The following is a 15,729-nucleotide window of genomic DNA, read 5'->3' as shown; positions in this document are numbered from 1 at the left end:
GAAGTGGTCAGACAAAGAAAAAGCGCCCGAGGATTGCTCCAGGGGCGCCCGGTGGGGTGCGATAGATCACGAGTTGAGTTGGTCGAATTCCTAGACGGTAGTTCTCTGCTTTAGCGTCCCCGGGTCTTTCGGTTGCAGGGGGGAGCTGTGGCGGGGTTGGTGTCTATTCCTGCATGCTGGACTTTTTGATGTCCTCGATGTGGGCTCCGAGCGTGAAGGCGATGTACCCGAGTGCACACACAGCCCAGAAGACCGCCATCAGGATGTCTTTGCTCAGCCCGATCAGAGCGAGCACAGCCATGGCACAGAAGATGGCAACTTGCTTCTTGGTGGTGCGTTCGATGGCATCCTTGAGTAGCTCCACCCCTTCCTCTATGTCCACGGCTTTCTTTGCGGGTGTCTGCAAGGTCATGGGGTCGGGCAAGGGGGGTTCCGCTGCAGCCTTGGCCTGCGCAGCCTGGCGGGCGGCTTCAAGTTCAGCCTGGCGTGCCCTATCTGCTTCCCTGCGGGCTCGATCTGCTTCGTCGGCGAGTTCTTTTCTGCGGGCTGCCAGTCGTTCGTTCAAGTCCATAGGTCTCCTTATGAATGGGGTGTTGACGATCCAGACGACTACTCGCCCTCTTGCAGGTGGTCGGCGATGGCATGCAGGACGGCGCCACCCAGGACTGCGCCTGCAGCACCAGCGACGGCCTTGCGCCCTACCCGCTTGGCTTGCTCTTCGGCAGCTATGACGTCATCAATACAGCGGGCTGCACGGGCGGCTCTTTCTGATTCGGGGACGCGGCGCTCGAAGGTGACCATGAGGGTTTCTCGATCGGACACCAGCAGGTGGCGCTGCATTACCTTGGTCATGAACACCATGCGCCAGCCTTCGGAGGCTAGGGCGTTGATGTAGGCCTCCAGCACGCCGGTTTCGATGCGGCCTTCGCCCAGCAGGGCTGAGCTGATGGCACCGTCGGCCACGTCGATTACCTTGTATTCGTATTCCATGGACTCCCTCCTGAAATTGATGGTGGATGTTGGTTGAGGATACTGGTTGGTGACTACTTGCTCCAGCGAGACCGCTCGAACACGCTGGGCAACGCAATGCTTCCCTTGTCCTTGTCGTACACGCACAGGTGGCTGGTGTATTTGCTGGAGTGCTCGCTTTCCTTCTCGGATAGCTCTACGACGATGTGGCCGTCCTTGGTCCAGTGGTCGATGGGTTTGACGATGGCGCCGTACTTGGCGCGCTCTTGTTTGTGGAAGCTGGCGCATTCGGATTTGACGCGGACGAGTTCTTCGCGGCTGGGGCCGGAGCAGCCGGATATCAGCGTCAATGAGGCCAAGACGAGAACTGGAAAGGCAGATTTCATAGATTGCATAGGTGGACTAAGGCTCCTTGGTTGGGGGTTGGGATAAATGGCAAAAGACCTTTTTCAAAGGGAACATCCCCGCTGAGCTTTGAAGGCCAAGCGGTCATGTAACGAATTTCGTGACGACGAATTATCACCACGTCACGAGAATCGTGACATGCCATCTGAGCCTCTGGAATCCTCGAACGTTGTGGGTCGCCGCATGCGCTCACGGCGTGAGGAACTGGAGTGGTCTCAGGAGAAGGTGGGTGTGCTGATCGGCATTGATGAGTCGTCGGCTCGTGCTCGGATCAGTCGGTATGAGTTGGGGACGCATGAGCCCCCAGTGAAGACAGCTCGGCTGATTGCCGAGGCATTGGGTGTGCCACTGGCTTATCTCTACTGCGAAGATGACGAGGTCGCGCAGCTGCTTTTGGCGTTATGGAAGCTCAAACCACCTGTCCGCAAACGAACAGTGTCTTCCTGGCTCGATCATATGTCTTGAGCATCACCCCTCTCATACGCGGCCAAGCCCCCTGGAAGCGGCCAACCCAAGGGTGGCTTCTCAGGTTGTGTAAAGCTGTAATTGCCTAGGAATACCCTGCCTACCGATTTGTCGGAGCAACCGCTTCGCAAGACTCGCCAAGCGCGCATTTTATGGAGTGTCGATGGGTCATCCGCCATAGGAAGAAGTCGCGTCTGACCTTCCCATTCATCAACGGCCTGCTAGGATGATATGCGTCGGAGGAGATTCAGTTTAAGGTCTTTTTGCCGAAATGCAGAGCAGTTGTAAGGCCGCCCCGGCTTTCAGTTGGTGCGCCCGCAAGCGCCCAAAAGCTATTGAAATAGAGGCCCTCGCAACTTTTGGTGCAGCGGCTCTCAGCGGTTGATGACAACGCGGCACTGCCCCTTATGCTTTTAGATCGCCTGAAAAAAATTTTACGGGATTACGGCAAAGTTGACAGCAACAACTACCAGCACATGCGTGCTAATGCACAAGTGAATCCAAGGCCTATCTACCATAAGGTGAAGCGCTTCTTTGTTAGGGCAATGCGCAGATTCTTGTCGTGGATTGAGGAAGAACATATGGCAGTCATTGATGTAAGAAGTTTGGTCGGCCGCGAGGTGCAGGGTTGGGCATTGTGGGAAGTTCTAGGTAAGGGAGCAGATGGTATTGTGTACATGGGTGAGCGTGCGGGAGAGCAAGCGGCAGTTAAGATATTCTTTCCTGAACAGCTAGAGCGATATGGTTTTGAACAGCAGCAGCAGCGACTAGAACTTCAATTACAGTTAAAAGGTGCAAAACACCACCCTAATCTTGTTCAGATATTCGAAGGGGGTGTTGATTCGGAATTGGGCACTCTCTATCTCGTAATGGAGTATGTACCGGGTAGCTCATTAGATAAAATTCTAGATAAGCTGCCGACCGAAGCGATCCCCCCACTAATCAAGCAATTGGCTGATGCGGCGCAATTCCTAGAAGAAAAAGAGCTTGTTCATCGTGACATTAAGCCCGCAAACATTGTAATTAGTAATGATTTCAAGAAATTGACTTTGCTTGATCTTGGAGTTGTGCTCCGCCCGCCAGATGTCATGGATGATCGAATCTCAGGTGATGAATTTGTTGCCTCAGTTCGTTACAGCCCGCGCGAGTTTGTGTGGAGGGATGAGCTGGGAACAGATCAAAATGCGTGGAGGGCAGTAACTTTTTATCAAATCGGAGCAACCCTGCATGACATGATCATGCGTTACCCAATTTTTAAAGGAAGAGATACCCCTCCGGCAAAGCTCTATGAAGCAGTCAAACTTCATCCGCCAGAGATTTCATCCAATGAATGCGCAACGTGGTTAGTCAAATTGGCGGAGACTTGCCTCATTAAGAGCTGGCGCGAGCGTATAAAACATCTAGATTGGGCAAGTTTTGCCGGGCCGATTCCAGCGGGGGAAAACACTCAACTGCGCGATATTCGGTTAAAACAAATTAAGGCAGAAGAACTAAGATTCAAAGCGAAGGAAGAGGCGATTTTGATGCCAAAAGCGTCCCAGCAACAGGAGCTATGGAGACTCCAAAATGGGCTGTACTTGGAACTTCGGCAGTTTCTAATGAGCAACCCTGTTTTCCCTGCATTCAGTGGAGGTCACAATGTTACAAATAGCGGTTATGAGCTTATTTTTATATTTGACGCAAACCCAGAACTTCTATTCCATCATATCGTAAAAGTCAGTATATCGCTAAGGATCGCAAATGAGGGCGAGGCAGCAACGGAGATAATATTCATAGGCGCAAAAGACTCACAACAGATATTTGCAGCGAGCTGGAGCGAAATTTTCTCCGTTGAGCGAGCAGCGGCGCTGTGCGAGCAAGCCTTTGCTCAAACGGTAACAAGGGCACTCGATAACTAACTGAACTGCGTAGGAAAAGCGACCATGAGCGAAACATTCTGGATAAATGACAAAGACCTCGACATGGAGCAGGGGCGCGCTGTCCAAAATATCGGATTAGATGAAAGTTTTCTCATTCGAGGACCAGCTGGCTCAGGAAAAACAAATATCCTCTTGCTACGCGCCAAGCGCCTAGTTCTCAAAAAATTAAGTAATATAAAAGTTGTCGTTTTTACATCAAGTTTGCGAGATTTCATGCACATGGGATGCACGCAATATGGAATACCACCAGAAATAGTCATAACTGGAGTAAGATTATTTCGCGATCTATTGGATGAATACGGCGTCTCGTATACCTTGACCAAGGATTTTGGGTTGGATCGCGACCTGTTAGCAGGCGAGGTTAAGGCATTAATCGAAGCGCATGGAATTTCCAATATATTCGATTCGCTGCTTATTGATGAGGCCCAGGACTACACCGACACAGAACTTTGGGTGCTAAGACGGTTAACCAAGCGACTTGTACTCGCTGCCGACACGCGACAGTCCATCTACAAAGTGACGCATACACCCGGCTTACTTGAAAAGCTAACTAGCGATAAATCTGTAAATCTCAAATACCACTACCGAAGTGGACTTCACATTTGCATGGTTGCCGATAGCATCCTCAAAGATTCGAAAAATTTTCCATCGATTGCAGGAGAATCAAAATACGATGAAAAATTGAGACCATCGTCTGTAGTCCTTGTTCGCTGTGCCAATTTTGATAGCCAAATTGACGCAATTCTCAAGAAAATTGGTCCACAACTTAGTCTTTATCCAACGGATCACATTGGAGTTCTTTTCCCCAAAAAAGAGCAATGCATTATATTCGAAAAGGCTCTCTCCAGCTCACCACTGATAGGAAGTGATCGCATTTGGTTTGACACACTACATGGTGGAAAAGGCTGGGAGTTCCGTGCCGTGCATATTGGCGGCTGTGAAGCGCTCTACCGGATGGGGGCAACGCAAAAGAGATTAACGTACACAGGAATACTTCGCGCAAAGACTTCTGTAAGCCTATATTACTCTGGCAGTATCCCCGGTTATCTTGATTCGGCTGTTGCCGTGCTATCACCTCCCCCGGATGATACTGAACTAAGCGATCTTTTTTAAGAGTCTCTATTCAATGCGAAGTGTAAAGCTCTCAACTGCGGCGATTTTCGGTGCTGAAGCAGCACGATCTACGTCTTTTAATGACCTATTTTCAAAAGAAGGGCAGCAGACATTTCACGAGTGCTACTGGAGTGAAACACCAGACGGATTAGAACTTCCAGTGGCCCTTCGCCCCTTCTCAGATGACGATGAGTCACTTTTTGCTGATGTAGCAACATATTTCCCCACCTTTGTTCCTATAACGGCATACATGCATGTATTTAGTCGCCTTTCGATGCCGCAGTCGAAGCAGCGATTCAAGGATATTCAGCCCAGCCTTAATACGCATGAAGTTAAATCAGCTATCGGCCTTGCTATCGGAGAACTACTAACATCATCAGCGAGAAGCTCAAAGTTTTCAACGGAACACGTTAGTTACAGTGCATCGAGACGCACGCTTTCATTCGCAGTATATCGATCGGCCGCATTATACAGCACAGTCCCCTCAAGCCAGGTTGTCGAAAGATGGCTGCGTATCCGCGAGATCGTGGGCATGGAATCCCAAATGGACTTAGCGGCCTCTATCGCATGGGTGGCTGCTCTACAGAGAAGGACGACAGCACACGATATAGAAGATAATATTCATGCAACCCTTGCGGAAGTCATTGCAGGGCGAAGCCCATTGAATTCATTTGGATATGCGCTTGCGTCGATATCAAGCGATATGCGGCGACATATCGATGCGATACGAGGCCCCTTTGATAACAGGGTGGAAGCATTTTCCCAGTTGATCAAAACTGTGAAATCCGAATTTCCGAGCGGAGAAATTGGAGCCATTTGTATTGGGTATTTCTGCAATGAAATCCTGCCCGGATCATTATCTCATTTTAGATTGCTCACACCATTGGCATTTTCCCACCCCACCGTGCTTTTATGGTATAGCATGTTCGCAAGTCTTTCGGAGAGATTTGATTGGCAGCAGGCATTTTCAGGGTTCGGTTTGAAGATGGCACGGGATCTTCTAAAACCTTTTTCGCCAAATCGTCGGCCAACATGCGACATCGCTTATGAAGAACTGGAGGTCTTATCTCGATTACCCCTCAAGGCTGACATTGTGAAACCTGAGCATCCTAGAGTTTGCTTAGTCAGCGTATTTCCTGGCGTCGAAGGGTACTTTAGGTTTGGTAGTGAGGAGGAAACTATGACACCGACTGACACCCCTCAGAAACCACCAGAAGATCAATTAAGGCGTGAGGCATTGCTAAGGGATCTGCTTCGCGAGGCACTTGATCTTGTTGCGGAGCCAATGCCACCTCCGCAACCCTCCATCCAAAAGCGCACCAAACGATCTCGTGATAATTAGAATGGCTTTGCAAATGGAATCCTTTGAAACACTTCCTTTTTTACGAGGAATATCTACCAATAGTGCACATCCATTTGTGGCACATGTGCGAAAAGACCGACAACCAAGAGACTTGGCAATAGAACTTCATGAAGCCGCTGACGAATGGTTTCTCCGACGCTTCGGTATAAAATTTCGGAGCCAGTCGATTTTCGTGACCAGCCTTCATGTGGTCGCCTCAGGGTATGGTTGTCAAACTGTTCGTATTATTCCGCTTGGAAACTATAGATATTGTTGGTCAAGGACTACTTCGGATTTGCTACTACTGCTCAAGGGTAAAAGTGCGAATGAGGTTTGGGGAATTCTCGACGCTGCGCAGTACGTAGATTCAGATCTTTCTGACGCTCACAGCAAAGGCCACGAAGTCATGTTGCACTGTGAGGAGTATGTAGCAATTCCCTTTGGGGGCAGCACGGACTCAACGTCGCACTCTGGAGGCGGTGGCAGTCTGATCATCATTGACTCAAACTAGCTCGCCAACCCTCGCGCGGCGCCTAGAAACCGTAGGGACTGACTCTTCTAGCGAATAGCCGCCACCGTGCAAGCCAGTCTTTGCTTTTATCAAAGTGACTGACCACAGTGGATCAACTTCAGCCCTATTAAACAAAAACCACCTTGATACCAAAGCATCAGGTGGTTTTTAATTGATCCAACCTTAGCACCCTATTGAGTACTAAGGTCTGTCAGATCAGTGGAACTGCTCTTCTTCGGTCGAACCCGTCAAGGCCTTCACGCTGGACGAGCCGCCCTGGATCACCGTAGTCACGTCGTCGAAGTAGCCTGCGCCCACTTCTTGCTGGTGCGACACGAAGGTGTAGCCCTTTTCGCGTGCTGCGAATTCTGGCTCTTGCACCATTTCGGTGTAGTGCTTCATCCCTTCGCCCTGGGCGTATGCATGGGCGAACTGGAACGTGTTGAACCAGTTGATGTGGATGCCGGCCAGCGTGATGAACTGGTACTTGTAGCCCAGAGCCGACAGGTCTTCCTGGAACGAAGCGATCTGCTTGTCGTTGAGGTTCTTCTTCCAGTTGAACGATGGCGAGCAGTTGTACGACAGCAGCTTGCCGGGGCAGGCGGCGTGCACAGCTTGCGCAAATTCACGGGCGAAGCCGATGTCTGGCACGCCGGTTTCGCACCACACCAGGTCGGCATAGGGAGCGTAGGCCACGCCACGGCTGATAGCTTGTTCCAGACCATTCTTGACGCGGTAGAAGCCTTCTTGCGTACGCTCGCCAGTCAGGAAGGGCTTGTCGTTGGCGTCGTGGTCGGACGTGATCAGGTTGGCGGCTTCAGCGTCGGTACGGGCCAGAACGATGGTGGACACGCCCATCACGTCAGCGGCGAAACGTGCGGAGATCAGCTTTTCGCAGGCTTCTTGCGTAGGCACCAGCACCTTGCCACCCATGTGGCCGCACTTCTTCACGGCAGCCAGTTGGTCTTCGAAGTGAACGCCAGCAGCGCCGCTTTGAATCATGTTCTTCATCAGTTCGAAGGCGTTCAGCACGCCGCCGAAACCGGCTTCTGCATCGGCCACGATGGGCAGGAAGTAGTCGATGAATTCCTTGTCGCCAGGGTTGATGCCACGGCCCCACTGGATTTCGTCGGCGCGCTTGAAGGTGTTGTTGATGCGGCGAACCATGGTGGGCACCGAGTCGTAGGCGTACAGCGACTGGTCGGGATACATGGTTTCGCTGGTGTTGCCATCAGCGGCCACTTGCCAGCCCGACAGGTACACGGCTTCGAGGCCTGCCTTGGCTTGTTGCATGGCCTGCCCGGCGGAGATGGCGCCGAACGCGTTGACGTAGCCCTTCTTGGCGCCGCCGTTGATCTTGTCCCACAGCTTTTCAGCGCCGCGCTTGGCCAGCGTGTGCTCAATGGGCAACGAGCCGCGCAGACGCACCACGTCGGCAGCGGAGTAGCCGCGCTTCACGCCCTTCCAGCGGGGGTTGGTCGCCCAGTCTTTTTCCAGGGCGGCAATTTGCTGTTCGCGGCTCAGTTGTTCGTTGAGGGATTGGGGCATGAGATCACTCCAGAGGTTGGTTGAAAACGCCGGGCTGCTTGTGCCGCCCTTGGAGACAACTTTAAGTCTTCTATAAGACTTGTGCAAGCTCTTATGTCTTATAGAAGAGATAAATTTTCTCTTTGAAAAACAACAACTTAACCACAGCATTTCTCAATACAGAAATTGATTTCTCATATCGAGAAAAAATGCGGCAATGCAACATCTATCGTATTCCACATTGAGGAATCAAAATTCCGTATTGCAAAAAACAAGGATCGTCATTCACAACACGGCCGAAGGCGGCGCTTGCAGCCAGTCCCCCCCGGCAATCCGGGGTGCAGAGACTACATACCGGGGATTGATCTCATAGACTAGGCAAGGCACGCCCTGCCCGCCCACATCAACCACGATCTCGCGCTTCACATACTCGTCACTGGGGGTCGCCCCCAGGTCCTCGATCTCGTCCAGTACGGCTTCCAGCGCTGGCTCGATGGCATACACCTCCCCGTGCACCACCCCCAGGGGCCCGCCCAATGCCATGCCGGGATAGGCCCCCAGGTGGTAGAGCACCCCAGGCACCTGGGCGGCCCCCATGAATCTTGGCGCCGGGCGAAGGCGGGTGATGTCATTGGATCCGCCGCGCCGCAAGGTGCCATAGACAAAGACATGGCGTGCAGGGCTGGCGGGCGGGGTTTCGTCGGGCATGATGCGCACCTCCTTTTCGTTGAGCGATCACCAGTCTAGTGAACACCACTCCCAGCCGCCCCTTTGCCTACCTGTGCCTGGCCCTCAGCATGGCGCTGGTGGGCAGCTACGTGGCGCTGTCCAAACCGCTGGCCGCCGTGCTGCCGGTTTTTCTGCTCGCATGGATGCGTTTTGGCATTGGTGGCGTAGCCATGTTGCATTGGCTCCGCAAACCTGTGGATGAGCCGCCCCTCGCCCCACAAACCCGGCGGCTGCTGTTTCTGCAGTCGTTTCTGGGCAATTTCCTGTTCACCATCTGCATGATCTATGGCGTGAGCCTCACCGATGCGGTCACGGCCGGAGTGACCCTGGCCGCGATTCCCGCCGCGGTGGCGGTGATGGGCTGGCTCTTTTTGCACGAACGCGTGGCGCCACGCACCTGGGCCGCCGTGGTTTGTGCCGTGGCGGGGATTGCCTTGTTTTCGCTATCAAAACAAGAGCATTCAGCGCATATTGGACAAGCGCCAGGCACCCAAAATACTCAAAACCTTGCATGGTTGGGGCCCTTGCTGCTGCTGGGCGCGGTGGTGTGCGAAGCTGCTTACACGGTGATCGGCAAGATGCTCACCAGCAGTCTGGGCCCCAAGCGCATCACCTCGCTCATCAACCTGTGGGGCTTTGTGCTGTCCACGCCGTTCGGGCTGTACGCCGCCTGGCATTTTGACTTTGCCGCCGTAGGCTGGGGCACCTGGACGCTGCTGGTGTTCTACGCGCTGGCCGCCTGCGTGTGGACGGTGTGGCTCTGGATGACCGGGCTCAAGGCCGTGCTGGCTGCTCAGGGCGGCGTCTTCTCGGTCATGTTGCCAGTGAGCGCGGCCCTGGTCGGCGTGCTCGTGCTGGGCGAATCACTGACCGTCTGGCAATGGGCGGCGTTTGCCATCGCGCTGGCCAGCATGCTGCTGGCCACCCTGCCCTCACGCACAGCGCTGCGTGTCGGCCGACGCGACAATCAAGCAGGGTGACGATAGCCCGACCGCGATCGCTACGCAGCCAAGGGCTGTGTGCTGACCACGATGCCATCCGCATCGGCATACAGCCAGTCGCCCGGCCGCACCCAGACCCCCTGGATCTGCACGGCCACATCGCGCTGCCCCTCGCCACGGCGCTCGGTGGGCAATGGCATCAACCCCAGCGCACGAAGGCCGACGGCTGCCGCGTTCAGTTCGGCCACGTCACGCACGCAGCCATCCACCACCAGGCCGGCCCAGCCATTGCGCGCAGCGGCAGCCGCCAGATTGCCACCCACCAGAGCGCGGCGCAGCGATCCACCCCCATCCACCACCAGCACGCGGCCCTTACCCGGTGACTCCACAGCAGCCTTGACCTGCGTGTTGTCCTCATGGCACTTGACGGTGCTTACGGGGCCCGCAAACGCGGCCACACCGCCAAAACTCTGGAAAACGGGGGGCAAAACGCGGAAAGACCCGCTCATATCACCCTTGTGCTCGTCGCAAAAATCACAGGTGCTGAAGGGGGTGGAGGAAGGTGCAGCAGTCATGTTTCGAAAGCCTTTCAGGCGGAATGAACAACAGGGAAAGCGGCTAGGAGGCTGCGCGGCAGAAGGAACATCGGCTGCAACGTGCGATAAACCGGTCTCGCGCGTTTCGCTTCGACGCCTTCTGCCGCGAAGCCTCCTGGCGCCGGGCCACGCAGGTTGCCCCGCATTGTCATACAGCCCCAGGGGCAGGCCCTCAAACGCGGCCCGCGCAGGCCGCTTTGTCAAGGCAGGAGCGCAGCGTGGGCAACTTATTGGCCTGCACGCGGCACCACGGCTACAAATCGAGGCAAAAAAAGCCGTTTCTCCCTTGGAAACGCGTTTTTTTCCCAGTAGCATCAGCCTGCCAGTGGGAAAGCCTAGTTTTCGCTGGTGAAAATTTACTTCCAACAAGGAAAACCCAACATGGCAACTGCAAAAAAAGCTCCGGCAAAAACAGCCCCCGCAGCCAAGACGGCTGCTGCCCCCGCCAAGAAGCGCACCCCCAACGCTGCTTTCATGAAAGCGCTCACGCCCAGCCCCGCGCTGGCCGCCGTGGTGGGCTCGGCACCGCTGCCACGCACGGAGATCATCAGCAAGCTGTGGGTCTACATCAAGGCCAACAACCTGCAGGACGCCACCAACAAGCGCAACATCAACGCCGATGCCAAGCTCAAGGAGCTGTTCGGCAAGCCCCAGGTCTCGATGTTTGAGCTGGCTGGCCTGATTGGCAAGCACGTCAAATAATCCCCGCACCTGGTGCACCAAAGAAGCCGGCTCAGCCGGCTTTTTTTCGCCTGTACTCCGGCAGACTGTGGCGCATTAACATCAATGCAAATGAGAATGACCCGCATTTGATGTAACATAATGAAGCAAGTCGAAGCACAGCCATGTTGACCTAGCCACTGCCTCTCGCCTGCGCCTGGCGCCCCGCGCGCCATCAGCACATCCCCACCGACGGAGGCCATCTTGGCAAAACCACGCGCTCAGCGCCGCAGCTCCGTGCTGCGCCCACAACAATCTTCTCCTTCCTTCGTGTCCACCACACCGCGCGGCCTGTCGTCCGACAAGGCCCTGCTCCCGCTGGGCGCACTCATGTTGGCTGCCTCTGTGGGCGCCATGGCACAGACCACCACCCCCGAGAAAACGCTGACCCCTGTGGTCGTCAAAGAACGTGCCGAAGCCCCCGAGGGCAAAGACAGCGTGCGCGCCACCGAGACCACCATTGGCAAGGGCAAGCAGCAGCTGCGTGACATTCCACAGTCCGTCACCGTGGTCACCGAACGCCTGATCGACGACCGCAACCTCGACACCGTCAAGGAAGCCCTGAAGAACACCGCCGGTATCACCTTCCTGGCGGCCGAAGGCGGCGAGGAAGACATCCGCCTGCGCGGCTTTGCGCTGCAAAGCACGGGCGACATGTTCATCGACGGCATGCGCGACCCCGCGTTCTACGACCGCGACACCTTCAACCTGGACCGCGTCGAACTGCTGCGTGGCTCGGCCTCGATGCTGTTCGGCCGGGGCTCCACCGGCGGCGCGGTCAACCAGGTGAGCAAGGCCCCGCGCCTTATCGATTCGCACCAGGTCGACCTGACCCTGGGCAGCCACCAATACCGCCGCATCACGGGCGACTTCAACATCCTCACCGGCGAAAACGCTGCCCTGCGCCTGAACGCGATGAGCACCACGGCCGACAACAACGGCTCGGGCAGCAGCATCGAGAAGAAGGGCATTGCCGGCACCTACGCCTTTGGCATCGGAACGCGCGACGAGTTCTCCGTGAGCCTGTACCACCTGGACAACAAGAACGGCATGAACTACGGCATGCCCTGGATCCGCCGCAGCGCAGGCTCGCCCGCCAGCGACACCACGCTGCTGCCGCTGGACCCCAAGGCCTACTACGGCGCAGCCAGCGACTACAACGCCGGCAGTGCAAGCTTTGCCACGCTGGGCCACATCCACCGCTTTGACGGCGATGCCGAGCTCAAGACGCAACTGCGCGTGGGCCGCTTCGAGCGTGACCAGCGCGCCGGCGCCATCCGCCTGGCAGCGGCCGCCCAGCAACCCGGCGGCGTGGCTGCCACGCTGGAGAACTTCGGCCCGGCCACGCGCCTGACGCGCGGCACGCACCTGAAGATCCAGGACATGGACACGGTGCACCTGCAAAGCGACTTCAGCAAGAAATTTGAAGCCCTGGGCTACAAGCACGAATTGCTGGCAGGTGCAGACTTTTCCCACGAAAAGAAGACCGTGTATGGCGCACGCACTGCAGCGCAAGGGGGCGTCAATATCACGAAACCGCCAACCACCGTGGGCACACCGAACGACGGCGTCGGCGTGGACGAATCCCTGCGCGTGCTGCGCGACACCAGCAACTTTGAAGCCAAGGGCTTTGGCATCTATGCCCAAGACCTGATCCAGATCGCTCCGCACTGGAAGCTGCTGGCCGGCCTGCGCTACGACAACATGGACGGCCGCTACAACACGTTCGGCATTCCTGCCGATGCGCCAGGCCCCGTCACCACCACCAGCTACCGCCAGAAGATTTCCGAGTGGAGCAAGCGTGCAGGCGTGCTGTACCAGCCCAACGACCTGCAGTCGTACCACTTCTCGTACGGCACGTCGTTCAACACCTCGGGCGACACGTATTCGTACAGCGCTGCCACGGTGAACACGCCCCCCGAATCGAGCCGCAACATCGAAATCGGCGCCAAGCTGGACTCGGCCGACAAGCGCTTCACCACACGACTGGCCGTGTTCCACTCCACCAAGTACCGTGAGCGCAACACCGACCCCGACCTGAACATCGCCGTACTGTCGGGCAAGCGCCACGCCGCGGGTGCCGAGATCGACATCACCGGCCGCTTGACGTCCAAGTGGGAGATCTATGGCTCGTACATGTGGATGCCCAGCGCAAAGATCGACATCGGTGCTGAAGGCGCCGAAGGCCAGGGCACACGCCCCTCGCTCACGCCCCGTCACAGCGGCACGGTGTGGACCACCTACCAGATCACACCCGAACTGCGCGTAGGTGGCGGCCTGAACTTCCGCAGCTCGCAAACCCCCAACCGCAACCCCGGCTGGGAAGTGCCCGGCTACGTGACCGCCGACCTGATGGCCGAATACGCCATCAACGAGCGCTACACGATCAAGGCCAATCTGAGCAACGTGACGAACAAGCTCTACGCCGACTCGATCTACAGCGGCCACTACATTCCGGGCGCGGGCCGCGTCTTCCAGGTCACGGCCAGCATGAAGTTCTGACAGGGCTCGCGCAGACATAGATGGCCACCTGCAGCTCGACGGGGCAGGCAGGTGGCAACCCTCTGTTTTGCGCGAGTTATCTCTGACCTGCGTCACAACGTTTCTTCAAGGTATTTGCCGCCCCCTTACCGGGGCGGCTTTTTTGCTTTACAACCCCCGCCATGCTCCTCACGCTCCCCGATCTTCTCTCGCCCCATGACCTGCAGACCGCCCGCCAGCTGCTGCGCAGCGCCCCCTGGGCCGATGGCAAGGACAGTGCGGGCACGCAGGCGCGCCAAGCCAAGAACAATGAACAGTTGCCCCGCGACTGCGAGGCTGCGCAGCGCATTTCAGCCCTGGTGATGGCGTCGCTGGACCGCAGTGCGCTGTTCCTGACCGCCACCCTGCCCAAGCGCGTCTTTCCCCCGCGCATCAACCGCTACGGCGGCGGCGCCAACCACTACGGCGACCATGTGGACAGCGCCGTGCGTCAGATGGCGGACCGGCGCGAACGCCTGCGCACCGACATCTCGTGCACCGTGTTTCTGTCCGAGCCCGACGAATACGACGGCGGCGAGCTCTGCATCGACGACACCTTTGGTGAGCAACGCGTCAAGCTGCCCGCAGGCCACGCGGTGATCTACCCCGGCACCAGCGTGCACCAGGTGCGCCCCGTGACCCGGGGGCACCGTATGGCCTGTTTCTTCTGGGTAGAAAGCATGGTGCGCAGCGACGAGCAGCGGCGCCTGCTCTACAACATGGACATGGCCCTGCTGCGCCTGCGGCAGGAGCACGGCGAATCGCCGGAGACCGTGGCCCTGACGGGTACGTACCACAACCTGCTGCGCATGTGGGCGGATACGTGAGCCAGCCTGCCTCCGATCCCCGCACCGTCCTGCCGCCTGGTATCGTGAACCTGGCGGACCACGAAACCCATGCCGCCACCCACCTGGAGCCTGGAGCCTGGGCCTATTTCAACGGGGCTGCGGCCGACGAGATCACGCTGGCTGCCAACCGCCATGCCTGGGACCGGATGGGTCTGCTGCCCCGCGTGCTGCGCCCGCTGGCGGGCGGGCACACGCGGGTGGAACTGCTCGGCCGCACGCTGGCCCACCCCATCCTGCTGGCCCCCATGGCCTACCAGCGCATGGCCCACCCCGATGGCGAACTGGGCGCCGCCTATGCCGCAGCCGCCCTGGGCGCAGGCATGGTGCTGAGCACCCAGGCAAGCACCCGGCTGGAGGCCGTGGCCAATGCCATCCGGGACGACGCGGGGCGAGGGCCATTGTGGTTTCAGCTGTACCTGCAGCACGACCGAGACTTCACCCGCGAACTGGTCGAACGGGCCGAGCGCGCGGGCTACGAAGCCCTGGTACTGACGGTAGACGCACCCTGCCATGGCGCACGCGACCGCGAGCGCCGTGCTGGGTTCCGCCTTCCGACCGGCATCACCGCCGTCAACCTGCTGGGCATGCTGCCGGCGCCGGAAGTCCCGCTCGCCCCCGGCCAAAGCGCACTGTTCGACGGCCTTCTGCACCACGCCCCCACCTGGGCCGATGTGCAGTGGCTGCAGTCCATCACCCGGCTGCCCGTGCTGCTGAAAGGCGTGCTGCACCCCGACGACGCCCGCGAGGCCACCAACCTGGGCGTGGCGGGGATCATCGTCTCCAACCATGGTGGGCGCACGCTGGACACCACGCCCGCCACCGCCACCCAGCTGCCGCACGTGGTCGAGGCAGTCCGCGCGGTGAGCGCAGCGATGCCTGTGCTGGTGGACGGAGGCATCCGGCGCGGCACCGACGTGCTCAAGGCCATGGCCTTGGGAGCCAGCGCCGTGCTGGTGGGGCGCCCCGCCGTCCACGGCCTGGCCAATGCCGGCGCAGCTGGCGTGGCCCACGTGCTGCGTCTGCTGCGCGATGAACTGGAAATCGCCATGGCACTCACCGGCTGTGCCACCCTGGCCGACGCGTCCCCGGCGCTGCTGGTGCCGCGTTGAGGACCTGCTCGCTCC

The 15,729-nt window shown here is 57.6% G+C and carries 15 protein-coding genes; 9 read left to right on the top strand and 6 right to left on the bottom strand.

What is annotated here, in order from left to right; translation table 11 throughout:
• Positions 1-163: 163 nt before the first annotated feature.
• The 3 genes from C8C93_RS04520 to C8C93_RS04510 are packed head-to-tail and all read right to left on the bottom strand — an operon-like array spanning position 164 to position 1,355.
• On the bottom strand, positions 164-571 hold the full coding sequence (locus C8C93_RS04520; protein WP_121506049.1) for a hypothetical protein: 408 nt from the start codon (positions 569-571) through the stop codon (positions 164-166).
• A gap of 38 nt (positions 572-609) precedes the next feature.
• Positions 610-990, bottom strand: a complete 381-nt coding sequence (locus C8C93_RS04515; protein ID WP_121506048.1) for a DUF4177 domain-containing protein — start codon at positions 988-990, stop codon at positions 610-612.
• A 53-nt stretch (positions 991-1,043) separates the two neighbouring features.
• Positions 1,044-1,355: a hypothetical protein gene (locus C8C93_RS04510; RefSeq protein ID WP_147433727.1), complete on the bottom strand. Its 312-nt coding sequence runs from the start codon at positions 1,353-1,355 to the stop codon at positions 1,044-1,046.
• A 157-nt stretch (positions 1,356-1,512) separates the two neighbouring features.
• On the opposite strand from C8C93_RS04510, the gene C8C93_RS04505 reads away from it, so the two are divergent.
• The 4 genes from C8C93_RS04505 to C8C93_RS24920 all read left to right on the top strand — a co-directional run bounded on the left by C8C93_RS04505 (position 1,513) and on the right by C8C93_RS24920 (position 6,213).
• Positions 1,513-1,839: a helix-turn-helix domain-containing protein gene (locus C8C93_RS04505; RefSeq protein WP_121506046.1), complete on the top strand. Its 327-nt coding sequence runs from the start codon at positions 1,513-1,515 to the stop codon at positions 1,837-1,839.
• A gap of 362 nt (positions 1,840-2,201) precedes the next feature.
• Positions 2,202-3,737, top strand: a complete 1,536-nt coding sequence (locus C8C93_RS04500) for a protein kinase (RefSeq protein WP_147433726.1) — start codon at positions 2,202-2,204, stop codon at positions 3,735-3,737.
• Between the two features lie 24 nt (positions 3,738-3,761).
• Positions 3,762-4,871, top strand: a complete 1,110-nt coding sequence (locus tag C8C93_RS04495; protein ID WP_121506044.1) for an AAA family ATPase — start codon at positions 3,762-3,764, stop codon at positions 4,869-4,871.
• A gap of 13 nt (positions 4,872-4,884) precedes the next feature.
• Positions 4,885-6,213, top strand: a complete 1,329-nt coding sequence (locus tag C8C93_RS24920) for a hypothetical protein (protein WP_147433725.1) — start codon at positions 4,885-4,887, stop codon at positions 6,211-6,213.
• A gap of 727 nt (positions 6,214-6,940) precedes the next feature.
• Here the strand turns inward: C8C93_RS24920 and aceA are convergent.
• Entirely contained in the window at positions 6,941-8,272 is a 1,332-nt protein-coding gene (aceA, locus tag C8C93_RS04490) for an isocitrate lyase (RefSeq protein WP_055402695.1), read from the bottom strand.
• A 264-nt stretch (positions 8,273-8,536) separates the two neighbouring features.
• Positions 8,537-8,959, bottom strand: a complete 423-nt coding sequence (locus C8C93_RS04485) for a gamma-glutamylcyclotransferase (RefSeq protein WP_055402715.1) — start codon at positions 8,957-8,959, stop codon at positions 8,537-8,539.
• Between the two features lie 38 nt (positions 8,960-8,997).
• Here C8C93_RS04485 and C8C93_RS04480 point away from each other — a divergent pair, with 38 nt between their 5' ends.
• Complete coding sequence (locus C8C93_RS04480; RefSeq protein WP_121506043.1) at positions 8,998-9,960, top strand: DMT family transporter; 963 nt, start codon at positions 8,998-9,000, stop codon at positions 9,958-9,960.
• Positions 9,961-9,980: 20 nt separating this feature from the next.
• On the opposite strand, the gene rraA is transcribed toward C8C93_RS04480, so the two are convergent.
• Complete coding sequence (rraA, locus tag C8C93_RS04475; RefSeq protein ID WP_121506042.1) at positions 9,981-10,496, bottom strand: ribonuclease E activity regulator RraA; 516 nt, start codon at positions 10,494-10,496, stop codon at positions 9,981-9,983.
• 402 nt (positions 10,497-10,898) lie between these two features.
• Here rraA and C8C93_RS04470 point away from each other — a divergent pair, with 402 nt between their 5' ends.
• From C8C93_RS04470 to C8C93_RS04455, 4 genes are all read left to right on the top strand, one after another.
• Positions 10,899-11,219, top strand: coding sequence for an SWIB/MDM2 domain-containing protein (locus tag C8C93_RS04470; protein WP_055402700.1), 321 nt, complete (start codon positions 10,899-10,901; stop codon positions 11,217-11,219).
• Between the two features lie 348 nt (positions 11,220-11,567).
• Positions 11,568-13,739, top strand: a complete 2,172-nt coding sequence (locus tag C8C93_RS04465; protein ID WP_233559572.1) for a TonB-dependent siderophore receptor — start codon at positions 11,568-11,570, stop codon at positions 13,737-13,739.
• Positions 13,740-13,900: 161 nt separating this feature from the next.
• On the top strand, positions 13,901-14,584 hold the full coding sequence (locus C8C93_RS04460; protein WP_121506041.1) for a Fe2+-dependent dioxygenase: 684 nt from the start codon (positions 13,901-13,903) through the stop codon (positions 14,582-14,584).
• Complete coding sequence (locus C8C93_RS04455) at positions 14,581-15,714, top strand: alpha-hydroxy acid oxidase (protein ID WP_121506040.1); 1,134 nt, start codon at positions 14,581-14,583, stop codon at positions 15,712-15,714. The genes C8C93_RS04460 and C8C93_RS04455 overlap by 4 nt, the downstream gene beginning before the upstream one ends.
• Positions 15,715-15,729 lie beyond the last annotated feature (15 nt).

Origin of the sequence: Acidovorax sp. 93, from assembly GCF_003633835.1 — a bacterium.
Classification (GTDB): domain Bacteria; phylum Pseudomonadota; class Gammaproteobacteria; order Burkholderiales; family Burkholderiaceae_C; genus Acidovorax; species Acidovorax facilis.
The sequence above is the reverse complement of the archived record's forward strand: the minus strand, read 5'-3'. Positions and strand labels throughout refer to the sequence as shown.